Below are 22,271 nucleotides of genomic sequence, written 5' to 3'. Positions count from 1 at the left end.
TTCATCATGTTGCCTGACTCCGTTGTGAATATGAACATAGCAAATTCAGGCAATTACACAATTTAATTTACAGTCTCTCAGACTGAAAAGCCGACTCTCGTCGGCCTCTTTATCTTAACCTTCCATCACTTCTTCTAATAACTCCTCACTCGGGGCAAAGTAATATGCACCATCCAAGGCGGTGACGAAATGCAATAAACGATCGTGGATGCCATCACCTGAAGTACCAAACATACGTTCTAACATGGCATCAATAATGCTCAAATCTTTGGTATAGGCAATAAAGAATAAACCCTGATCGCCTTTGCCATCACCATAAGGTAAAGAATGGCGCAAAATTTCCATTTCATCGCCTGCATCATCTTCAACGACAGTACGTGAAACGTGCGAATTTTCAGGTTGTACATCTTCATCTAATTCAATCGATTCTAGCTTGGTACGTCCAATCACGTGTTCTTGGGCATCGACTTTGAGCTTTTTCCATTTTTCTAAATCGTGGCAATAGCGCTGTGCAAAAATAAATGAACCATCGGCAAACACGCCTGCATCTTCGCCTAAAAGTGCAACTTCAGCACGATCATCTGGAAATTGTGGGTTTTCGGTACCATCAATAAAGCCAGTCATGTCGCGTCCATCAAAATAACGGAAACAAACCCGTTCATCCAAGACTTCAATTTTGTCTTGAATCCCCTCAAAAAATGCCTGACTAAGTGCAAAGCAAATATCCGCACGTGTACTGGCGAGGTGAATGATCACATCTGCAGGCACGGCAGGCATTGGGTACGCACCTTGAATCGGTTGTAATTGTTTAAAACCTTCTGGAGATTGCTGATAGAGTTGTGCCCAAAGTTCAGGACCAAAAGCAACGCCAGTTTTAATTTGGGCATGTGGATGTTGGGTAATCAAACGATCCCGTGTGCTAAACAAGTCAGCCAATTTTTCTTTTAATTCAGCAATGCTTAAGTATTTTAAACGAAGTACAAGAAAGCGAGCATGATCTGAAGGTAGTGGCAAAATTACAGATTGGGCAGTCATGTATAGCTCCTGAAAATTTGTTGTTTTCTATAAAGTTGACTTTATTGTGCCTGATTGCATGCAGGCTTAATAGCCCGAACCCGATTTTATTCAACGTTTTTAGCCATGAGATTAAGTGAAATATCATATAATGCACTGTCTTGTGAAAAGCGGCGATATATGTCTTATCAAGTTTGGATAGCGTTTATGTTAGCCTGTTGGGTGATTAGTGTTTCACCTGGCGCAGGTGCAATAGCATCAATGTCGAGTGGTTTGAATTATGGTTTTCGACATGGGTATTGGAATGCGATTGGTCTACAACTCGCTTTATTATTGCAAATCGCGATTGTAGCTGCAGGGGCAGGGGTATTATTTGCCACAACGCCTTGGGCATTTCTAATTGTGAAATGGTTTGGTGTGGCATATTTGTTATATCTGGCGTATTTGCAATGGGCAGCGCCTGCACAGTCGATTGAAATTCAGCATGAGCTGACACGAAAATCTGCTGGAAAGTTGGTGATGTACGGCTTTCTAGTCAATATGAGCAATCCCAAAGCAATTGTGTTTTTATTGGCAGTTTTACCGCAATTTTTAGATTTATCTAAACCACAATGGACGCAATATGCAATTATGGCGTTGACCATGATTAGTATTGATTTGATTGTGATGGCGGGCTATACGGGCTTGGCTGCAAAAGTTTTACGTTTGTTAAGATCACCGAAGCAGCAAAAAGTCATGAATCGTACTTTTGCTGCACTGTTTGCAGGCGCTGCTTTTTTGTTGAGTTTGGTGCATCAGTAATGTCTTCAATTAAACAAAAGTGTACGTTGTAATTATAAAAAATAGATTGAGATATACGTTGAAAATAAAAGGTATTCCGCGAGCACGTTATTGGCAACATTGGTGGATTAGCATGTTGTTTTTGAGTTTTTCAACTTTAATAGCAATTGGATTAGTGATTCACTTTTCAGTAGATCGCGTGTTTTGGCCAATTGCTTTGATGGTGCATTTGAGTATCAATTTGATTTTTTCTTTTGTATTTGCCGCTTTGCAAACTTATTTTAAACATACGGTGTGGCAAAGTGTGGTGTTGATTAATATCACAGCTGTGTTGTTGACTGCCCTTCATGCAATGTTTTATCTACAAACAATAGATTGGAATGCTGTTTCAGAAGGTCCGCAGCAATTGAGTCTTTTACAGCAAGTGATTCACAGTGATATGGCACTGTGGATAGTGTATGTGCTGCCACTTTTGGTCGTAATGCTCATTGCTGCAATAAAAAAATATAGATACTCATTAACGAAAAACTAAGCCATCGTTCTGACTTTTTGTACGCTAAAAATCACTGTAAAAATGATTGCCATGGTCATCACAATACTTAAACCTGTCGAAATATTTAAGCCCGCACTTGACCATAAACCTACGCTGACTGCAATTTGCGCCACAATAAATGCCCAAATCACCATTTGTTTAGGCGAGTGAGCCAATAAACGTGCGGTTAAAGCAGGCATCACCAACAATGCGCCCATCAATAAAGAGCCGACTGCACGTAAAGCCAATACGGTAAATAATGCCAACAACAACATAAAAATCAGGCGTTGCCATTGGGCATTCACACCTTCACTGACTGCAATGTCAGGGTCAATTGCAATTTGAATTTGAGCCTGCCAAAACTTATAGAGTACCGCTAAGGCTGCAATAATGACCAAAGCAAATACGGGTAAATCTGCCCATGAAATGGTGAGTAAATCGCCAAATAAATAGCTCAGCAACTCAGGACGCAAACTCGGAATATGTTGAATAAAGAGCAAACCTGAACAGAGCAAGGTCGCAGAGCAGAGCGCCAATAATGCATCATTCGGCAACCGTGGATCATGTAAAATCCACAAAACACCCACCAATAATAATGCCAAGAATGTCACGCCCATCCACAGAGGTAAACTTAACGCGCCTGCAATTGCCACACCCAATAAAGTGCCATGCGCCATCGTATCGGCAAAAAAGGACATGCGTCGCCACAGCATTAAACAGCCAAGTGGGGCGGTCAAAAATACCAATAAACTGCCCATGATCCATGCAGGTAACAGCAATTGTAGCCAATCCATCATGGGTTAAGCTTCCGGTTCAGGGTGAATATGAGGACGTGAATCATGCTGACAAGGCTCGGCATGATCGCCATGGGCGCAGTGTTCATGGTGATGTTGATAAAACACCCGATTGGTTCCAAAAATAGCTTGGTATTCAGGATGTTGCTGTACATTTTCGGGCAAACCGCTACAGCAAATGTGTTTATTTAAACATACCACACGATGCGTACCTTGCATGACCCATTGCAAATCATGCGACACCATCAACACCGCACAGCCATATTTGCTCGGTAAGTTGCGCACATAGTCATACAGTTCAGCTTCGGACTGAATATCTAGTCCTTGCATCGGCTCATCCAATACCAAAACATCAGGTTGACGTAATAAGGCGCGTGCCAATAGCACCCGTTGCCGCTCACCACCAGACAGTTGTTGTACTTTTGAATCTTGCAGTTTGGCAATGCCAGTATCGCGGATAATTTCTGCTTTAATTGCGTCTGGGCATTTTTCTAAAGCCAGTAAATCTTTCACTCTTAAAGGCAAGCTGTGTGAAGGATTAAACTTTTGCGGCACATAAGAAAAGGTCAATTTGCGAGCATTTACGAGCTTGCCTGCATTTGGTTTGACAATGCCAAGCAAGACTTTAATTAGAGTCGATTTTCCTGCGCCATTGGGGCCAATTAGCGTGACAATTTCACGTGCATGTAATTCAAAATCGACATTTTTTAAAATATCGCGCTCATCTATTCGCACCTGAATATTGTGCAAGGCGATGAGCGGTGCAGTGGTTATTTGCTGTTGCACTGCTGACATTTTCCAGAAATCTCAATAATGCTGTGATGCGGGCTAAAGCGGTCAGAGGCTGCCAACTGATCTAATTGCTCTAATAAACCTTGCGCTGAAGCTTCTTTAACGACTTTACATTCAGTACAGATCAAAAATGCCGCTTGGTGTCCTTCACGTGGATGACAGCAAGGAATATAGGCATTGATTGAAGTCAAACGGTGAATTAGTCCTTTTTCCAGTAAAAAATCCAAAGTACGGTACACCGTTGGCGGTGCTGCAGGACGATCAGACTCACTTTTAATTTTCGCCAATAAATCATAAGCACCCATTGGTGCAGATGCCTTGAGAATGAGTTCCAACACTTCTTTACGTAGCGGTGTTAAACGAGCACCTGTTGCCGCACATAAACTTTCAGCTTCGGCAAGACGTTGATCGACATTGTGATGGTCGTGAACGCCATGTAATGCATTGTGATGCTCGTGCGAACATAAGCTCATAGCCACCCCAGTTGAACTTTAAAAGAAAAACGACAGTAAATCTTAGCATGAAGCGTTATCAGTTTCGATTATACGTAGGTATTTTTATAAATTTGTTATATTATAACATTTATCGATTTTTCGTGATATGCCGCAATGTTTCGTTTATTTAGTTTCTGTTTCTTAGCGTTATGCAGTACTGTCAGCATGGCGCAGGCTTTGGTGGTGTCTACGCATCCTATCTATTTGATTGCCCAAAAAGTCACGCAAAATATCGAAACACCCACTTTATTACTGGCAGATCAAACAGGGCATGATGTATCGCTCACGCCTGCACATCGTAAAATCATCCAAGATGCGGGTTTAATTATTTGGCTAGGTAAGGCGCATGAAGCACCGCTAGAACGTGTATTACATCAAAATCCTAAAGCGATTGCTTTATTAGATACGGGCATTATGAAAACTTTGCCGCAGCGTTCAGAACGTGGTGCAGCATTAAAAAATACAGTAGACAGCCATGTCTGGCTAGACCCAAACAATGCGGTGCGTATCGGCTTCTTTATTGCCGCGTTACGTTCTCAGCAAATGCCTGAACATCGCGATGCTTACTGGAACAACGCACGTGCCTTCGCACAGAGTTTATTCAAAAGTGCAAGTCAGTTTCAGACTCAAACTGTAGTACAGCCATATTGGGCTTATCACGATGCCTATCAATATTTAGAACGTGCCTTAAATTTAGAATTTTCTGGGTCGATGACCAATGATCCGCATATTGCGCCAACAGTCGCACAAATTAAATATTTGAACGATCACCGACCAAATCCAAAAATGTGCCTGCTTGCAGAAGGACATGCCAGTAAAAATCAGTATATGAAATTGAATCCAATTGTGTTTCAAAAGGTCGATGAAAGCATGCGCGGCGCAGATGATTTTGTGAAAGCGTGGCAGCAATTAGCCAAGCAAACCAAGGCTTGTGTATTAAATGCACGAAAATGATGCGTTTTTTAAGCAAATTTGAAATATGACAATTCCGAGACAAACATGCAAAAAAACACGACTAAGGTCGGGAAACGATTGCATGTTCAGGGGGCTAACTCTATAATGCCTGCGATAAAAAACGATCATCAGTTGAACTTGTCAAGCATTAATGCTGTGAGTGGATAAAAAAATGAGCCGAACTAGTCGCTTGATTGACCGACGATTAGCTAAAGCTTTGGTCTTCTTACAAGCATTCATGATTCCAGTTTCAGCCCTGATAGCGTGGGTCTTGAAAGACTCAACGGCTGCCTTAAGCGCTGCACTTGGTGCTAGTGTTTGTTGGTTGGCAAGTTGTTATTTTTCATGGCAGTCGTTTCGAGCAGCAGGTGCACGAGCGTCCAGACAGGTTCTTTCGAACATGTATAGAGGAATGCTCGGTAAGTTTGCAATCGTGATCGTAGGATTCATTTTAATTTTAAGCAATGTACAGCCGTTATCCCCGGTGGCATTGTTTTGTGGTTTTATGCTCGTTCAAAGCATGTCGTGGGTTGCGCCATTTTGGGTGTCACGATTACAAAAACGAGTCTAAACGCAGCAAAAATTGAAAAGTTTTTCAGGAATAGGCGAGATATCAAGCAGCACGCGATGTTCGTTTGTTCTATTAGTTTTTTTACATTGACCAGGTGTGATTTATGGCTGCTGAAGAACATGCCCTTACTTCGACCGAGTATATCAAGCATCACTTGACCAATATGACCTATGGCAAAATGCCAGACGGTTCATGGAAGTTGGCTGAGTCTGCTGAAGAAGCTCAACAGATGGGGTTCACTGCTATTCACTTGGATTCAATGGGTTGGTCTATCGGACTTGGTCTGATCTTCTGTTTATTGTTCTGGATTGTTGCGAAAGCTGCAAATTCAGGCGTGCCTGGTAAATTCCAGTCAGTAATTGAAGTGATTATCGAGTTTGTGGATTCAAGTGTACGTGATACCTTCCATGGGAAGTCTCGATTAATTGCACCCTTAGCATTAACCATTTTCGTGTGGATTTTCCTCATGAACTTGATGGATTTAATCCCTGTTGACTTTATTCCTTATGTAGCTCAACAGGCGATTGCATCTATGCTGGGTGTGGACCCTCATCAGGTTTACTTTAAAATTGTTCCGACTACAGATCCAAACATTACCTTAGGTATGTCTATTTCTGTATTCTTCTTAATTATTTTCTATAGTATTCGTGAGAAAGGTGTTGGCGGCTTCGTTGGTGAGTTGGCACTTAACCCATTCAACCCAAGTAATCCAGTTGCTAAAGTGCTTTTAATTCCATTCAACTTATTGTTGGAATTGACTACTTTCTTGGCGCGACCAGTTTCATTGGCTCTACGACTGTTCGGTAACATGTATGCGGGTGAGTTAATCTTCATTCTTATCGCGTTATTACCGTTCTGGATCCAGTGGGCATTGTCTGTGCCTTGGGCGATTTTCCACATTTTGATTATTACGCTACAAGCATTCATTTTCATGATGTTGACTATCGTGTACATGAGCATGGCAAGCGAAAAGCATTAATGGTATGGCCTAACTGTCATCGGGCGGTTGGGCACACAATTTTTTAACTTAATTTGGTATAAAACCTAACCTCTGAGGAATTATCATGGAACTCACTTTAGGTCTAGTTGCAATTGCATCTGCTATCTTGATCGCTTTCGGTGCTTTAGGTACTGCGATTGGTTTTGGTCTTTTAGGCGGTCGCTTCCTTGAAGCTGTTGCTCGTCAACCAGAATTGGCTCCACAACTTCAAACTCGTATGTTCTTAATCGCAGGTCTTCTTGATGCTGTGCCTATGATCGGTGTTGGTATTGGCTTGTTCTTCATCTTCGCTAATCCATTTGTAGGTTAATCAGCTTAATTCCGAAATTCACTATTTGAGGAATTTGCAATGAATATCAACCTCACATTGTTTGGCCAAGCGATTGCATTTGCGATTTTCGTCGCATTCTGCATGAAGTTTGTATGGCCACCACTAATCAATGCGATTAGTGAGCGTCAGCGTCGTATTGCTGACGGCTTAAATGCAGCTGAAAAAGCCAAAGCTGATCTTGCCGATGCGCAAGCTCAAGTGAAAGCTGAATTAGATGCAGCTAAAGCACAAGCGGCTCAATTGATCGAACAAGCGAATCGTCGTGCAGCACAATTGGTAGAAGAAGCGCGTACCCAAGCATCTGCTGAAGGTGAGCGTATTCGTCAACAAGCGAAAGAAGCTGTTGATACAGAAATCAATTCTGCTCGCGAAGAATTACGTCAACAAGTAGCTGCGCTTGCAGTAACTGGTGCAGAGAAAATTCTTAGCCAGCAAGTTGACGCAGAAGCTCACAATGCCATGCTGACTCAGCTGGCTGCTAAACTTTAAGAGAGAGGCAGATTATGGCTGAACTCTTGACGTTGGCACGCCCATACGCTAAAGCAGCATTTGCTTACGCTTCTGAGCAAGGTGCAACTGACAATTGGTCAACAGCACTTAACTTGCTCAGTGCTGCGGTGCAAGACGAAGCATTTTCAGCTTACTTAAATCGCCCTGAGCTTACGCCTGCTGAGCAGGTGAGTATTTTTGCCAAAGTTTTAGGTGAAGACCAAACTGCAGCAGTGTCAAACTTTTTGACATTGCTTGCTGAAAACAACCGTTTGGCTTTGCTTCCTGAAATTCAAGCAGAATACGAACAGCTCAAATCACAGAATAACAATACTGTGGATGTTGTGATTGAATCAGCATTCCCATTGACTTCTGTACAAGAACAAATTCTTGCTCAAGCGTTAGAAAAACGTTTCGCTGCGGCAGTAAATGTTTCTGTAGAAGTGAACCCAGCGTTAATTGCGGGTGTGGTTATTCGTGCAGGCGACCAAGTGATAGATGATTCTGCGCTTAACAAGCTTGAAAAAATGCGGACACGTCTTTTAGCTTAATTGCGAAGACTGAACTAATAAAAGATTGAGGTATAGCGCAATGCAACAACTGAATCCATCCGAGATCAGTGCGCTCATTAAACAGCGTATCGGCGATCTGGACACCAGCGCGACCGCTAAAAACGAAGGTACCATTGTTATGGTATCCGACGGTATTGTGCGCATTCACGGCCTTGCTGATGCAATGTACGGTGAAATGATCGAATTCGACGGCGGCTTATTTGGTATGGCACTGAACCTAGAACAGGATTCAGTGGGCGTCGTTGTTTTAGGTAACTACTTAAGCCTTCAAGAAGGTCAAAAAGCACGTTGCACAGGTCGTGTATTAGAAGTTCCGGTTGGTCCAGAACTTTTAGGCCGTGTAGTAGATGCTTTGGGTAACCCAATTGATGGTAAAGGCCCTATTGATGCAAAATTAACTGATGCTGTAGAAAAAGTAGCACCAGGCGTAATTTGGCGTCAATCAGTGGATCAACCTGTTCAAACTGGTTATAAATCAGTTGATACCATGATCCCTGTAGGCCGTGGTCAACGTGAGTTGATCATTGGTGACCGTCAAACTGGTAAAACAGCAATGGCGATCGATGCGATCATCGCTCAGAAAAACTCTGGCATTAAGTGTGTATACGTAGCAATTGGTCAAAAACAATCGACTATCGCAAACGTAGTACGCAAGCTAGAAGAAACTGGCGCTATGGCGTATACAACTGTTGTTGCAGCAGCAGCGGCAGATCCAGCAGCAATGTTGTATCTTGCTCCGTACTCTGGCTGTACAATGGGTGAATACTTCCGTGACCGTGGTGAAGACGCGCTTATCATTTATGATGACTTGTCTAAGCAAGCTGTTGCGTATCGTCAAATTTCATTGCTTTTACGTCGTCCACCAGGTCGTGAAGCTTATCCGGGTGACGTGTTCTATCTACACTCGCGTCTACTTGAGCGTGCTTCTCGTGTATCTGCTGACTACGTTGAGAAATTCACTAACGGTGAAGTTAAAGGTCAAACTGGTTCTTTAACTGCATTGCCGATTATTGAAACTCAAGCAGGTGACGTATCTGCATTCGTTCCAACCAACGTAATTTCGATTACTGATGGTCAGATCTTCTTAGAAACATCATTATTCAACGCAGGTATCCGTCCTGCTGTGAACGCGGGTATTTCTGTATCGCGTGTTGGTGGTTCTGCTCAAACTAAGATCATCAAAAAATTGTCTGGTGGTATCCGTACCGCTTTGGCGCAATACCGTGAATTGGCAGCATTTGCTCAGTTCGCTTCTGACCTTGATGAAGCAACTCGTAAGCAACTTGAACATGGTCAACGTGTAACTGAGTTAATGAAGCAGAAACAATATGCGCCATACTCAATTGCTGACCAAGCTGTTTCAGTTTATGCATCTAACGAAGGCTACATGGCTGACGTAGAAGTGAAGAAAATCGTAGACTTTGATGCTGCGTTAATTTCTTACTTCCGCTCAGAAAATGCTGCGTTAATGCAACAAATCGATGAAACTGGTGATTTCAACAAAGACATCGAAGCTGCAATCAAAGCAGGTATTGAAAGCTTTAAAGCGACTCAAACTTACTAATTTAGCATTGGCTAGTTAGGGGTTTGGTTCACGGAATCAACCTTCGGAAGCCTGAAAGGGCTTTCGAATACTAGGTTAAGCGTATGGCAAATTTAAAAGAAATTCGCGCCAAAGTTGCTAGTATCAAGAGCACGCAAAAGATTACTCGCGCGATGCAAATGGTTGCTGCTTCTAAGATGCGTCGTGCGCAAGAGCGCATGGCTCAAGGCCGTCCGTATGCCGAAAATATGCACCGTGTAATTGCTCATTTGGTACAGGCGAACCCTGAATACAAACACCGTTATATGATCGAACGCCCTGTAAAACGCGTGGGTTATATCATTGTGTCTTCAGATCGTGGTTTGGCAGGTGGCTTGAACATTAACTTGTTCAAGAAAGTTGTAAAGCATGTACAGCAACAACAAGAGCAGTCAATTGAAGTTCAGTTTGCTTTAATTGGTCAAAAAGCGGTTTCGTTTTTTAAAAACTACGGCGGTAAAGTGCTTGGTGCAACTACAAACGTAGGTGATGCGCCAAGTCTTGAACAGTTATCTGGTTCTGTGCAAGTGATGTTGGATGCGTACGATAAAGGCGAGTTAGATCGCATTTACCTCGTATCGAATGGCTTTGTAAATGCCATGACTCAAGATCAGAAAATCGAACAACTTGTTCCTTTAGCAGCTGCTGAAGAAAACAAGACTCTTAACCGTCAATACGGTTGGGACTATATCTATGAACCAGAAGCTGAAGAGCTGTTAAATGGTTTATTGGTTCGTTACATCGAGTCTATGGTTTATCAAGGTGTGATTGAAAACATCGCATGTGAACAGTCTGCACGTATGGTTGCAATGAAAGCTGCAACAGACAACGCAGGTGAACTGATCAAGAGCCTACAACTTATTTATAACAAGCTGCGTCAAGCCGCGATTACTCAGGAAATTTCTGAGATCGTTGGTGGTGCCGCTGCCGTTTAACATTATTAGTTTGAATTGAGGAGACAGCAATGAGTGGCGGTCGTATCATTCAGATCATCGGCGCGGTTATCGACGTCGAGTTTGAACGCAACAGCGTTCCTAAGATCTATGACGCTCTCCAAGTTGACGGTACTGAAACTACATTAGAAGTTCAGCAACAACTTGGTGATGGCGTAGTTCGTACTATTGCAATGGGTTCTACTGAAGGCCTTAAGCGTGGTTTGAACGTAACTAACACTAACGCTCCAATCTCTGTACCAGTAGGTACAGCGACTCTTGGTCGTATCATGGACGTTCTTGGTCGCCCTATCGACGAAGCTGGTCCAGTTGCAACTGAAGAGCGTTTACCAATTCACCGTCAAGCGCCTTCTTATGCAGAACAAGCGGCTTCTACTGACCTTCTAGAAACTGGTATTAAAGTCATTGACTTACTTTGCCCGTTCGCAAAAGGTGGTAAAGTTGGTCTGTTCGGTGGTGCGGGTGTTGGTAAAACCGTAAACATGATGGAGTTGATCAACAACATCGCTAAAGCGCACTCAGGTTTATCTGTATTCGCTGGTGTTGGTGAACGTACTCGTGAAGGTAACGACTTCTATCACGAGATGAAAGACTCTAACGTTCTTGACAAAGTAGCCATGGTTTACGGTCAGATGAACGAGCCACCTGGTAACCGTTTACGCGTAGCGTTAACTGGTTTGACTATGGCTGAGTACTTCCGTGATCAAAAAGATGAGAACGGTAAAGGTCGTGACGTATTATTGTTCGTAGACAACATCTACCGTTATACACTAGCAGGTACTGAAGTATCAGCACTTCTAGGTCGTATGCCATCTGCAGTAGGTTACCAGCCTACACTTGCAGAAGAGATGGGTGTTCTTCAAGAGCGTATTACTTCAACTAAGTCTGGTTCGATTACATCTATTCAAGCTGTATACGTACCTGCCGATGACTTAACTGACCCATCGCCTGCTACAACGTTTGCGCACTTAGACGCAACTGTAGTATTGAGCCGTGACATTGCATCTCAAGGTATTTACCCTGCGATCGATCCACTAGACTCAACTTCACGTCAGTTAGATCCATTAGTTGTTGGTACTGAGCATTACGAAATTGCTCGTTCAGTTCAAAACGTTCTTCAACGTTATAAAGAATTGAAAGACATTATCGCAATTCTTGGTATGGACGAATTGTCAGAAGAAGACAAACTTACTGTATACCGTGCACGTAAGATCCAACGTTTCTTCTCTCAACCGTTCCACGTAGCAGAAGTATTTACTGGTGCGCCTGGTAAACTTGTACCGCTTAAAGATACAATTCGTGGCTTTAAAGGTCTTCTAGCTGGTGAATACGATCATATCCCAGAACAAGCGTTCTATATGGTTGGTGGTATTGACGAAGTGATTGCTAAAGCCGAGAAACTTTAATTAGCAGCTCTAATTTAGGAGATTCTCATGGCGACTATGCAATGTGACGTTGTAAGTGTAAAAGAGTCTTTGTACTCTGGCACTGTGACTATGCTAATTGCAAAAGGTGCTGGCGGTGAACTCGGTATTATGCCGGGTCACGCACCACTAGTAACTTTGCTTCAGCCGGGTGCAATCCGCGTTCTGCTGGAAAATGGTACAGAAGAATTAATCTATGTATCTGGTGGTGTTCTAGAAGTTCAACCGCATGTTGTTACGATTCTTGCAGATACTGCAGTTCGTGCAGAAAACTTAGATGAAGCAGCAATTCTTGAAGCGCGTAAACACGCTGAACAATTGTTGGCGAATCAAAAGAGCGATTTGGACTCTGCTGCTGCTTTGGCTGCTTTGGCAGAAACTGCTGCACAGTTGGAAACCATCCGCAAAATCAAAAACCGCGCACTTTAATTGCAGGTTTAAGATTGAAAAAGCCACTCGAAAGAGTGGCTTTTTTTATGGCTGATAAAAGTGAATTGCTACAGCACTGGATATTTCAGAAACTTAGGAAGCATCAGTAGTATCAGTTTTGTTATTCGGTGTCGCCTCACCCTGCAAAATCATACCCGCCAACTTCACCATTTCAGATTGAATATTGCCCATTTGCTGTTCTAGCTTTTTAAAATCAACCTGACTAAGGTTAATTTGTCCATTTAAAAACGGGGAGTTTAAAACTTGTTGATTGGCTGCTAACAGGTTTTGACGAATCGTATCAATTTCTTGTGTTTTTAAATCTAAGCTGCTGAGGGTCTGATTAAAACCATGCAGTTGCTGTTGTAATTGAGTTGCAGCAAGCTGGAGTTGTTGTGGGTCTTGTGCGTTGATTGCTGTTTGCAATTCTGATTTGGACTGATTGAGCTGTTCAACATATTGTCCAGCTTTAAGTTGTAGATCAGCTACATCGCGCACAATGTAAAACATATTGCCGCTGCTTAGGGGTGCTTGTGTCGCATCAGGATTGCTGTTGCTAGAAGTTACAGTCCCTTGTTCTTCAACTGAGCTGCTTTGAGGGCCAGATGCCTGTTCACAAGCACTGAGTAGTAAACCTGCGCTGAGTAGGGGGAGCAGTATTGCATATTTAGAAAATGGTATATTCATCTTGATCTAATCATTTATAAGGCACTAAAACCAATATAAAACGAAAATATGAATAAAAAACAGATTATTGCAAAGCAATAACAAATATTAGAAGTGTTGTTGAAACGAAAAACAGGGACTTGCCTAAGCAAATTCCCTGTATAAAGCATTTATTGCCAAGCATTATTTGGCGAGTTCTGCTGCAATCGCATCCAAAATTCGTGGGTCTTCTGTAGTTAGATCAGGTGCAAAACGTGCCACGACTTCCCCTTGCTTGTTAACTAGGAATTTTTCAAAGTTCCATAAAACTTCAGGCGGATTATTTGGGGTTAAGCCATAATCGACCAAATCTTTCCACCATGGGCCTTCTCCTATACGTTCTGGAATGGCCTGAATTAAGGTGCGATACAATGGGTGCTTGTGCTCACCCACCACAGGAATTTTAGCAAATAACGGGAAACTCACCTGATAATTCAATGAACAGAATTCCTGAATTTCTGCATCACTGCCTGGTTCTTGAGCCAAAAAGTCATTGGATGGAAAAGCCAAAATTTCCAAACCTTGTGTTTTTTGATCTGCATACAATTTTTGTAAGCCTTCATACTGTGGGGTTAAGCCACATTTAGAGGCGACATTAACAATCAACAATACTTTTCCAGCATATTGATTTAATGTGGTTTCTTCACCTGAATTGGTGAGAACGGGAATGTTATAGACCGAATGGCTCATGTAAGTGTCCAAATGCGAATGATATGAAGTTTTATTGTTTTAACTGGATTTATAAAGCACAGCAAGTTGAAAACCAGAAAATTTATTGTATTTGTGTGCAAAAGAAGAAGGAGTATCAATTAAAAAAATATAAGGATTATCATCATTTAAAAATATTGGTGGATAAGTTGAGCGAAAAGTGCCATAAATAGCCCTGAAGTTTAGTTTGAGCTTCAAGCAATCAAATCAATTGGATGATCAGACAACAGCAGCAAGCTTATGCAGCTGACGTGCAACAAGGATGATGCAGACATGACACAGCCAGCCAAAGGTGCACTTTGGGCAATTCTACTCCCTGTGATTGCGGTATTAATTTGGTCGCTCAATATTGCCGTGACACGTTATGTTGCAGAATATATTTCGCCAGTGAGTATCAGCTTTTACCGCTGGCTTATTGCATTTTTGATTCTCACGCCTTGGATATTGCCTAAAGTTTGGCAGCAACGCAGTTTAATTCGTCCACATTTAAAACAGTTAGCCGTTTTAAGTGCCTTTGGTTTAGTGCTGTATCAAGGGCTAAGCTACACCGCAGCCAATTATACGACTGCCACCAACATGGGCATCATCAATGCATTTATTCCCATGTTTACGGTATTGGTATCTTTGATTATTTTAAGGGACATTCCGACAAAATTTGCAATTTTGGGCTGTATCATTTCATTTTTTGGCCTGTTGTATGTGATTGCACAGGGAGATTTCAGCCAATTAGCACAGCTGACTGGGCATGCAGGCGACATGCTGATGGTGCTAGCCGTGTTCTTTTATGCTTTTTATGGGGTGTTTTTAAAGAAATGGAATTTAAAACTGCCTTTAATGCTTAGCCTGTATGTACAAATAATTTTTGCGCTGATTTATCATCTACCTTTCATTGTGTGGCTAGGCTTAGATCCGCTCAATAGTCAAAATAGTTTCAGTGTTTTGTATGCGGGGATTTTTCCATCCATTATTGCGCCTTTGGTGTGGATGTTGGCAGTACAGCACTTAGGGCCAAACCGTACCAGTATTTTTATGAATTTGATGCCTGTATTTACTGCAATCATTGCTTATTTTTGGCTGGCAGAAGTATGGGGGAGCTATCACACTGTTGGTGGTTTGATTATTTTAGTGGGCATTGTTTTGGCTCAAATGAAAACTCGTGTGCAAATTCCACTAAAAAATTGAGTGCATTTGCTCTTTTTTTGAGCATTAAAGATGTATCTAAAATACTGTTTTATTCAAAAAATATACAGGATTTAGGCATATAATTTATGACAGTTTTTTTAATTTTTCTAAAATAATTGAAAAAATAGTAAGATAATTTAAATTGTTAAGAAAAAGTGATAAGTCTATCATTGATTATTTATGTAAGATTAATAGAAATAATCTATTTGTATAGTCGACTAAATTACTCCATAATTCACGTACTGGAAATGATCTGCTCTAGCAAAAACTCAGCAAGACATCATTCGCAGCAAGATTTTCGTACCCTCTGGATGTGCTTTTATACACATCCTTTTTATGCTCAACCATCCCTATATGGTTGAGCTTTTTTTTATCTAAAATTTGTCTAAGCCTAGGCGCGAATGACCAAACCTGTCTCTGCATCTAAAATTCGGCTAGGTTGTTGGCTTAAGCCTAAATCACCATTTAAATAATGCAGTTGTTGCTGGAAATACTGGGTTGCTTCTTGCAGGGAGCGCGCAGGTTCATGTCCAGCAGGGTTGGCACTGGTTGAAACAATAAAGCCATCAAAAGCATGGCATAAAGCCATACATAAAGGATGGTTGGTCACGCGTACCGCAACTTTCGGGTGTTGTCCTGTAATCCAGTTTGGAATTGCCGCTGTGGTGGGTAACAGCCAAGTGGTGGCACGCTCAGTCGGATGTGTATTGCTCCATGAGGCAATTACACGATCTTGCATATCTGGCTTTAAATCTTCAAGCAGATGTTCTACCTGTGACAGGTGCCCTGCCAGTAAAATGACGCCTTTTTCAATTGGACGTTGTTTGAGGCGTAGAATTTCCAAAAAAGCCTGCTGATTATAAGGATCACAACCTAGACCCCAGACCGCCTCTGTTGGATAGGCCAGAACTTGTCCCTGTTGTAGACATGCAGCGGCTTCGGTGACAGAGGTGGTAATCATGCGAGTTGACCTAAACAGAAATGGGAGAGGGCTATTGTGAACCTTATTTGTGAGGACGACAACGCAGATACAGGCCTGATTGCTGCATTGCTAAGCCCATGAGCTCAAGTTCCATTAAATAAGCTGTGAGTACGGCAATTTCCAAGTCGAGCTGTTGTGCCAAGTGGTCAATACTTTGTCCGACCCAATCCAATTGATGATACAACGCCAATAAATGCTCAGGAATCTGCGTCACGATTTTATGGATAGGTTGTGGCGAGGTGGCTGTATCAGGTATGGTTGTATTGCTTTCTCCTGTTTGAGCATTCATTTTTGAAGATGGCAAGGTTGAGTCAGAGCTCAATTGATCAATATTTTGTTGTTGATATTGCCATTGAGTCGGCAATGCCAAATCTTCAAGCACCTGTTCAGGATGATCCACCAAAATTGCACCTTCACGAATTAATTGATGGCAACCCTGATGAAACTCACTGTAAATATGACCAGGAATAGCAAAAATCAATTTACCTTGCTCGGCTGCGCATTTGGCGGTAATCAGTGAACCACTATTTAAACTGGCTTCAGCAACAATAACGCCTAAACTCAATCCACTCACCAACCGATTACGTCGTGGAAAATTTTGCTGCAAAGGTTTGGTGTGAGGTAAAAATTCTGTAATCACTGCACCGCCACGCTCCACAATCTGCTGGCGGAGTGTATGGTGGGCGCTCGGGTAGGTGCTGTCTAAACCTGTGCCCATGACTGCAATGGTACGATGGTGTGCCAAAGCGCCTTGATGTGCAGCTTCATCAATACCTTGTGCCAGACCGCTATTGATAAAGAAACCTTGCTCACTTAAATAATAGGCAAAATCATAGGCCACTTGCCGTCCGTGTGGGCTGGCTTTGCGACTGCCCACAATTGCGATTTGAGCTTGCAGTAAAGCCTGAGCATTGCCTTGCCCAAATAAAATTGGAGCTTTGTTTGCATAGGGGCGTAGTTGGTTAGGGTAGTTGGGATCATCCAAGGTCAGGATAAAATCACAATGCTGTTGTAATTGTTTTAAGACGTTTTCAAAGGCATGTTGCCCTGACTGACTAAGATATTCTTTAGCACGCTGTTGATGGTTGGCATGTACACGTACTTCTGACCAAGCCAAAAGATGTTCGGGCTGCACTGCGGCAGCCACGGAACCAAAATATTGTTCTAGTTTATAAAAACTCGACAGTGAATGCTGAACCAAATACCACAACTTAATGTAGTCAATTTGATGTGGGGTGAATGAATTCAACATGTCACCATCTCAGACTATTTTTAGTCGTCCATTAGGGGTGTTTGTAAGTTCGCACCCACTTTAATTGGCAATTCGCTGTCTAATACATAGGCATAGCTGATGTGATCAAAGCTTTTGAAGACCATGATATTACCAATGCGTTCGCCTGGAAGTTGCACACGCTCTTTGGTTTTCGGGTCAGTCACAACTTCGCCTTTTTGAGCGACAGAGAATACGTGGCCTGATTGCACGCCATGCAGCGTACCACGGTCAATGGCAACTACACTGTGTTTCGCAGCCGTACCAATAGAGCCCATTACACGAACCACTTGACCACCTGCAGTTACATTTTCGGCATGGGTCGGATAGAACAGTGTTGGCAACATTGGGTCATAAACAGGCAGGACACGGTCACCACGACGCACTTCAGCGTTGTAAGTGTCGGTCAATTCAAGTGTGGTAATGTCATTTTCACCACGTACTGCAATACCTGCTGCAACCTGAGTGAGTTCTAAGCCAGCATTGAATTTTTGACCATTGGCATCGGTTAGGATGTATGGTTCGCCTTCGCGATAGACAGCATAACGTTGACCAACTTCTAGGCCTGCACCACGTGCATACACGCTTTGTCCTTTAGCAGCCAACACGCGTTGATCAGAAGTACCTAAAATATAAGGCGTGCCTTGCAGTGCATCTGCGGCAATAATGCTGCTGCGCTCTAACCAGTGCTTGATGTATTCCAGTGGAATCACAGGAATTGTATTATTTAAAGATTCTACGCGAATTTGTGGCTGTAAATTGGTGCTCTTGCCTGTGTAACGACGGATAATGCCTTCACAGCCATCACCTTCATCTTTACCAATAATTGGGCGACCTTCATAGGTACACATTAACAAGCGGTCACCCGGGAAAATCCAGTGTGGATTTTTCACGTGGCGGTTGCTTGCCCAAATTTCAGGCCAGCGTAGTGGATTATTCAGGAATTTTTTAGAAATATCCCACAAAGTATCGCCTTTTTTCACCACATACACATTCGGTGCATTGGCTTTTAAAGCAGGCGGATTAATATTTCGTGCAGGTGCTGCTTCAGCCACACTCATTGCCCCAAGTCCCACAGTGAGACATACAGCGAGCGCTAAAACTTGCTTTTTAAACCCCAAGACACGAAAAGAGGATGTGTCTGTCAAAACCTTTTTCATTATCATAATTCCTAAAATTATGTATGTAGTTGCGTTATAATAACGATCTTACACACATTTTTTTGATGAAGCATTCCTTCATTCGGTTTTTTGATCAATGGCATATAAGTGAGGACGTCCCATGGCCTTATTACCTATTTTAAGTTTCCCGGATCCCCGTTTGCGTACCATTGCCAAACCAGTTGAAGAAGTGACCGACGAAATTCGTCAGCTTGCTGCAGATATGTTTGAAACTATGTATGCCGCACCAGGAATTGGTCTAGCTGCGACACAGGTAGATCATCATATTCAGCTGATTGTCATGGATTTATCTGAAAATAAAGATCAACCCATGGTCTTCATTAACCCCAAAGTTACCCCATTGACTGAAGAGACCCAACCGTATGAAGAAGGGTGTTTGTCAGTGCCTCAAATATACGACAAAGTTGAGCGTCCGTCACGTGTAAAAATTGAAGCGATTAACCTTGAGGGTCAAACCTTTGAGCTAGAAGCAGATCAACTTCTCGCTGTTTGTATCCAACATGAAATGGATCACTTAAATGGTAAATTATTTGTCGATTATTTATCACCACTCAAAAGACAGCGTGCCCGTGAAAAAGTGGAAAAAGTAGTGCGCCAGCGTCAGAAAGAAAAAGTTGCTGTGAAGCGTTAAAACAAACCACAATCTAGTTGTCCATGTTTAGACCAAAGCATAAAAATCAGCCCAATTTCGATTGGGCTTTGTTATACTTGCGCCACACAAATTCAGGATAGATGTTTTTGTTGTTGCGTAGTGGCTTACTGCTTTCATTTATCGCAGTTTTTTTACAGATTGCTGTATTTTTACAGCCTTTGCTGCCTGAGCAATATCAAGTTGCGCCAGTCTGTGAAACCATCACGCGAGCACTTTTGTTGCCACAAGCCCACGCAGTGCATACAAATTCTTCGCATACTGCACATTCATCTACATCACAGACCGATGATCAGCAACTGACCGTACAGCATGAACATCATCATCACGATGCTTCACATCAATGTCAGTATTGTACGGTCTATGGCAACTTGGTCTTGCCACCTGAATTAGAGCTTAAAGAGGTGCTTGATCGCATTCAGGTACGTCTTTTGGCTTTCCAAAAACGTTTTCAACACGTTTGGTTTGCACTTCAGCAACTCTTTTTACTTCCGCAGGGACGTGCTCCACCTCACTTTGCATAAATTCAATGTTTTTCGGGTCTGCTTTGACCCTAACTGTATTTATGTTTTGAAGTGAGAAATAAAATGGCTCAGCCTAAATTTTTATTACAGCCCATTGCGGCTGCAGTTTGTGTTGCCTGCTATTCAGCAAGTGCGTTTGCCGATCAAAATATGCTGTCTGCGAATACGCATAGTCTTGCGCCTATTGTTGCAACCGCACAACAGGGCAATGATGCCAATGGTTTGGTGGTTCGTGCTAATCCAAAACAACCCATTCAGCCGATTCCAGCCACAGATGGTGCAGACTATTTGCAAAGCATCGTTGGCTTTAGTGCTGTCAACAGTGGTGCGGGTACCAATGGCGATGTGACCTTCCGCGGCATGTTTGGTTCACGTATTAAAATTTTAACCGATGGTTCTGAAAACTTAGGTGCATGCCCGAGTCGTATGGATTCACCAACCTCTTATATTTCACCAGAAAGTTTTGATGAAATTACCGTCATTAAAGGCCCGCAAACGGTGCAATATGCCAACACAGGTTCGGCAGCAACGGTATTGTTTGAGCGTAAGCCTGAGCGATTTGGTGAAGGTCAAAACTATCGTGGCCAAGCCAGTGTCTTGATGGGGTCATTTGGCCGTTTAGATCATAATGTTGAAGCGGCTGCGGGTGATGAGCATAAATACATCCGTTTAAACGCCAACCGTTCTGTAGCAGATAGCTATAAAGATGGTAATGGTACAACTGTTCCTTCGGATTGGGAGCGTTGGAATGCTGATCTCGCTTTAGGTTGGACACCCGATGAAAACACTTGGCTAGAACTGACGGGTGGTCGTGGTGATGCTGAAGTGGTTTATGCAGGTCGTCCAATGGATGGTGCTGAATTTGACCGTGAAAGTTTAGGTTTACGTGTAGAAAAGAAAAATATTACCGATGTGATTAAGAAAATTGAAGCACAGGTGAACTATAGCTTTAATGATCACGTGATGGATAACTATAGTTTACGCGCCAAACCTATGATGGAAATGGCAACTAATGTGACGCGTAAAACATTAAATGCACGTATGGCTGTGACACATGAGTGGGATAAATTACAGTTTATTACAGGTATCGATACCCAAAATAATGAACACAGTATTCGTAAGACAGATACTGAAAATAATATTGCTTATTATGCCTTGCCACGCTTAAAAGATATGAAATTTCAATCTTATGGTGGTTTTGGTGAATTGAGTTATCAGCTTAATGATCAAAATAAATTAGTTGCAGGTGTGCGTGTCGATCAGGTCGAAGTTGATGCAGTGCAAACAGCTCAACAACGTAAAGAAACTTTGCCAAGTGGCTTTATCCGTTTGGAAAATCAACATCCGCACCATGATGCCAAAACGTATGTCGGTTTGGGTTATGTAGAGCGTATGCCGGATTATTGGGAATTGTTTAGCCCTGTTAAAGGTAATGGTAGTGACAATACTTTTAAGAGTATTGATACTGAAAAAACACTTCAGCTTGATTTGGGTTATCAGCATGAACATGGTGCATTCAGCTCTTGGGCATCGGCTTATGTTGGTTTGGTTCAAGATTTTATCTTGACTAAGTACAATGCAAACAATAAAGCTGAAACGCGAAATGTGGATGCAACGATTGCAGGTACAGAAGTTGGTATAGGTTATCAATTTACCGATGCTTTGCAGGCAGATGTGAGCGCTATGTATGCGTGGGGTGAAAACACCACAGACAATACGCCGTTACCACAAATTTCACCTTTGGAAGGACGTTTAAACCTGCGCTATGTGCAGGATAAATATACTTTAGGCGCATTATTACGTGTAGTAGATGGTCAAAGTCGTATCAGTGAGCGTGAAGGAAATATCGTGGGTTATGATGTGAAAGAGAGCAGTGGCTTTGGCGTACTATCTTTAAACGGCAGTTACAACCTAAATAAAAGTGTTGATGTGTCTGTGGGTGTTGATAACGTTTTGGATAAAACTTATACCGAGCATCTAAACAAAATGGGTGCATCAGGGACAGGTTTACCAACCGATCAGCAATTTAATAATATTGGTCGTAACTACTGGGCGCGTATTAGTATGAAGTTCTAATTTGAACTTTATTTAAACCAAAAGCAGGGTTTCGGCTCTGCTTTTTGCTTTTCTATAAGAATAATTACATATAAAACATTGAGTTATGTTTTAAAATTTTGTTTAAAGAAATTGGGTGGATTTTTATTAAAATAAATTTCTAAGATAAAACAGTGAGTTATATGTTTTTGGGTTTATAAAATAAACACTCGAAATATTTCTTTTACAAAAAGCCTTGCATGGCAAAATATTTGGCCTATAATGCACATCCATCGGCGGTGATGTTGATAAAAACTTGTTGAAA

At 42.2% G+C, this 22,271-nt stretch carries 25 protein-coding genes; 16 read left to right on the top strand and 9 right to left on the bottom strand.

The window, feature by feature from the left end:
* Positions 1-114: 114 nt before the first annotated feature.
* The gene (locus HHA41_RS11215; RefSeq protein WP_168461775.1) at positions 115-1,035 is read right to left on the bottom strand and encodes a Dyp-type peroxidase; all 921 of its coding nucleotides are present in this window, start codon (positions 1,033-1,035) and stop codon (positions 115-117) included.
* Between the two features lie 159 nt (positions 1,036-1,194).
* Here HHA41_RS11215 and HHA41_RS11210 point away from each other — a divergent pair, with 159 nt between their 5' ends.
* Both HHA41_RS11210 and HHA41_RS11205 read left to right on the top strand, forming a co-directional pair.
* Positions 1,195-1,815, top strand: a complete 621-nt coding sequence (locus HHA41_RS11210) for a LysE family transporter (protein ID WP_168461774.1) — start codon at positions 1,195-1,197, stop codon at positions 1,813-1,815.
* 112 nt (positions 1,816-1,927) lie between these two features.
* Positions 1,928-2,326, top strand: coding sequence for a hypothetical protein (locus tag HHA41_RS11205; protein WP_168461773.1), 399 nt, complete (start codon positions 1,928-1,930; stop codon positions 2,324-2,326).
* On the opposite strand, the gene znuB is transcribed toward HHA41_RS11205, so the two are convergent.
* Genes znuB through HHA41_RS11190 form a run of 3 tightly spaced genes read right to left on the bottom strand, consistent with a single transcriptional unit; the run spans position 2,323 to position 4,385 of the window.
* On the bottom strand, positions 2,323-3,123 hold the full coding sequence (gene znuB, locus HHA41_RS11200; protein ID WP_168461772.1) for a zinc ABC transporter permease subunit ZnuB: 801 nt from the start codon (positions 3,121-3,123) through the stop codon (positions 2,323-2,325). The genes HHA41_RS11205 and znuB overlap by 4 nt on opposite strands.
* 3 nt (positions 3,124-3,126) lie before the next feature.
* Positions 3,127-3,915 carry a zinc ABC transporter ATP-binding protein ZnuC gene (gene znuC, locus HHA41_RS11195; RefSeq protein WP_131261255.1) on the bottom strand — a complete coding sequence of 263 codons (789 nt, stop codon included), beginning with the start codon at positions 3,913-3,915 and terminating at the stop codon, positions 3,127-3,129.
* A complete protein-coding gene (locus tag HHA41_RS11190) occupies positions 3,891-4,385 on the bottom strand; it encodes a transcriptional repressor (RefSeq protein WP_004970151.1) in 495 nt (164 codons plus the stop codon). The genes znuC and HHA41_RS11190 overlap by 25 nt, the downstream gene beginning before the upstream one ends.
* A 135-nt stretch (positions 4,386-4,520) precedes the next feature.
* On the opposite strand from HHA41_RS11190, the gene HHA41_RS11185 reads away from it, so the two are divergent.
* From HHA41_RS11185 to HHA41_RS11140, 10 genes are all read left to right on the top strand, one after another.
* Positions 4,521-5,360, top strand: coding sequence for a zinc ABC transporter substrate-binding protein (locus tag HHA41_RS11185; protein ID WP_168461770.1), 840 nt, complete (start codon positions 4,521-4,523; stop codon positions 5,358-5,360).
* A 172-nt stretch (positions 5,361-5,532) separates the two neighbouring features.
* Positions 5,533-5,931, top strand: a complete 399-nt coding sequence (locus HHA41_RS11180) for an ATP synthase subunit I (RefSeq protein ID WP_004970147.1) — start codon at positions 5,533-5,535, stop codon at positions 5,929-5,931.
* A 103-nt stretch (positions 5,932-6,034) separates the two neighbouring features.
* Positions 6,035-6,910: a F0F1 ATP synthase subunit A gene (atpB, locus tag HHA41_RS11175; protein WP_004970145.1), complete on the top strand. Its 876-nt coding sequence runs from the start codon at positions 6,035-6,037 to the stop codon at positions 6,908-6,910.
* An 85-nt stretch (positions 6,911-6,995) separates the two neighbouring features.
* Positions 6,996-7,241: a F0F1 ATP synthase subunit C gene (atpE, locus tag HHA41_RS11170; protein ID WP_000424060.1), complete on the top strand. Its 246-nt coding sequence runs from the start codon at positions 6,996-6,998 to the stop codon at positions 7,239-7,241.
* 39 nt (positions 7,242-7,280) lie between these two features.
* Positions 7,281-7,751: a F0F1 ATP synthase subunit B gene (locus tag HHA41_RS11165; protein WP_004970142.1), complete on the top strand. Its 471-nt coding sequence runs from the start codon at positions 7,281-7,283 to the stop codon at positions 7,749-7,751.
* Positions 7,752-7,765: 14 nt separating this feature from the next.
* The gene (locus tag HHA41_RS11160; RefSeq protein ID WP_004970141.1) at positions 7,766-8,302 is read left to right on the top strand and encodes a F0F1 ATP synthase subunit delta; all 537 of its coding nucleotides are present in this window, start codon (positions 7,766-7,768) and stop codon (positions 8,300-8,302) included.
* A gap of 40 nt (positions 8,303-8,342) precedes the next feature.
* Complete coding sequence (gene atpA, locus HHA41_RS11155) at positions 8,343-9,887, top strand: F0F1 ATP synthase subunit alpha (protein WP_104852884.1); 1,545 nt, start codon at positions 8,343-8,345, stop codon at positions 9,885-9,887.
* A gap of 83 nt (positions 9,888-9,970) precedes the next feature.
* Complete coding sequence (gene atpG / locus HHA41_RS11150; protein ID WP_096902733.1) at positions 9,971-10,840, top strand: F0F1 ATP synthase subunit gamma; 870 nt, start codon at positions 9,971-9,973, stop codon at positions 10,838-10,840.
* A gap of 29 nt (positions 10,841-10,869) precedes the next feature.
* The gene (gene atpD / locus HHA41_RS11145; RefSeq protein WP_004970134.1) at positions 10,870-12,264 is read left to right on the top strand and encodes a F0F1 ATP synthase subunit beta; all 1,395 of its coding nucleotides are present in this window, start codon (positions 10,870-10,872) and stop codon (positions 12,262-12,264) included.
* A 27-nt stretch (positions 12,265-12,291) separates the two neighbouring features.
* The gene (locus HHA41_RS11140) at positions 12,292-12,711 is read left to right on the top strand and encodes a F0F1 ATP synthase subunit epsilon (protein ID WP_168419253.1); all 420 of its coding nucleotides are present in this window, start codon (positions 12,292-12,294) and stop codon (positions 12,709-12,711) included.
* A gap of 93 nt (positions 12,712-12,804) precedes the next feature.
* On the opposite strand, the gene HHA41_RS11135 is transcribed toward HHA41_RS11140, so the two are convergent.
* Together HHA41_RS11135 and HHA41_RS11130 are read right to left on the bottom strand one after the other, a co-directional pair.
* On the bottom strand, positions 12,805-13,398 hold the full coding sequence (locus HHA41_RS11135; protein WP_168461768.1) for a hypothetical protein: 594 nt from the start codon (positions 13,396-13,398) through the stop codon (positions 12,805-12,807).
* Between the two features lie 162 nt (positions 13,399-13,560).
* A complete protein-coding gene (locus HHA41_RS11130) occupies positions 13,561-14,106 on the bottom strand; it encodes a glutathione peroxidase (protein WP_168461766.1) in 546 nt (181 codons plus the stop codon).
* 291 nt (positions 14,107-14,397) lie between these two features.
* On the opposite strand from HHA41_RS11130, the gene HHA41_RS11125 reads away from it, so the two are divergent.
* Entirely contained in the window at positions 14,398-15,306 is a 909-nt protein-coding gene (locus HHA41_RS11125; protein ID WP_168461764.1) for a DMT family transporter, read from the top strand.
* Positions 15,307-15,697: 391 nt separating this feature from the next.
* Here HHA41_RS11125 and HHA41_RS11120 read toward each other — a convergent pair whose 3' ends face one another.
* The 3 genes from HHA41_RS11120 to HHA41_RS11110 are packed head-to-tail and all read right to left on the bottom strand — an operon-like array spanning position 15,698 to position 18,718.
* Complete coding sequence (locus HHA41_RS11120) at positions 15,698-16,267, bottom strand: Sua5/YciO/YrdC/YwlC family protein (RefSeq protein ID WP_168419250.1); 570 nt, start codon at positions 16,265-16,267, stop codon at positions 15,698-15,700.
* Between the two features lie 43 nt (positions 16,268-16,310).
* Positions 16,311-17,540 (bottom strand): DNA-processing protein DprA, encoded by a 1,230-nt coding sequence (gene dprA, locus HHA41_RS11115; protein WP_168461762.1) that lies wholly within the window; start codon positions 17,538-17,540, stop codon positions 16,311-16,313.
* 20 nt (positions 17,541-17,560) lie between these two features.
* Positions 17,561-18,718 carry a LysM peptidoglycan-binding domain-containing protein gene (locus HHA41_RS11110; protein WP_168419248.1) on the bottom strand — a complete coding sequence of 386 codons (1,158 nt, stop codon included), beginning with the start codon at positions 18,716-18,718 and terminating at the stop codon, positions 17,561-17,563.
* Between the two features lie 121 nt (positions 18,719-18,839).
* On the opposite strand from HHA41_RS11110, the gene def reads away from it, so the two are divergent.
* The 3 genes from def (at position 18,840) to HHA41_RS11095 (ending at position 21,988) form a co-directional block, all read left to right on the top strand.
* Positions 18,840-19,370, top strand: a complete 531-nt coding sequence (gene def, locus HHA41_RS11105) for a peptide deformylase (protein ID WP_154321169.1) — start codon at positions 18,840-18,842, stop codon at positions 19,368-19,370.
* A 107-nt stretch (positions 19,371-19,477) separates the two neighbouring features.
* Positions 19,478-19,912, top strand: a complete 435-nt coding sequence (locus HHA41_RS11100) for a DUF2946 family protein (protein WP_154321168.1) — start codon at positions 19,478-19,480, stop codon at positions 19,910-19,912.
* A gap of 63 nt (positions 19,913-19,975) precedes the next feature.
* Complete coding sequence (locus HHA41_RS11095) at positions 19,976-21,988, top strand: TonB-dependent copper receptor (protein WP_168461761.1); 2,013 nt, start codon at positions 19,976-19,978, stop codon at positions 21,986-21,988.
* The last annotated feature ends 283 nt before the right edge of the window (positions 21,989-22,271 follow it).

The organism is Acinetobacter sp. A1 (genome assembly GCF_012371315.1).
Classification (GTDB): Bacteria; Pseudomonadota; Gammaproteobacteria; order Pseudomonadales; family Moraxellaceae; genus Acinetobacter.
The sequence above is the reverse complement of the archived record's forward strand: the minus strand, read 5'-3'. Positions and strand labels throughout refer to the sequence as shown.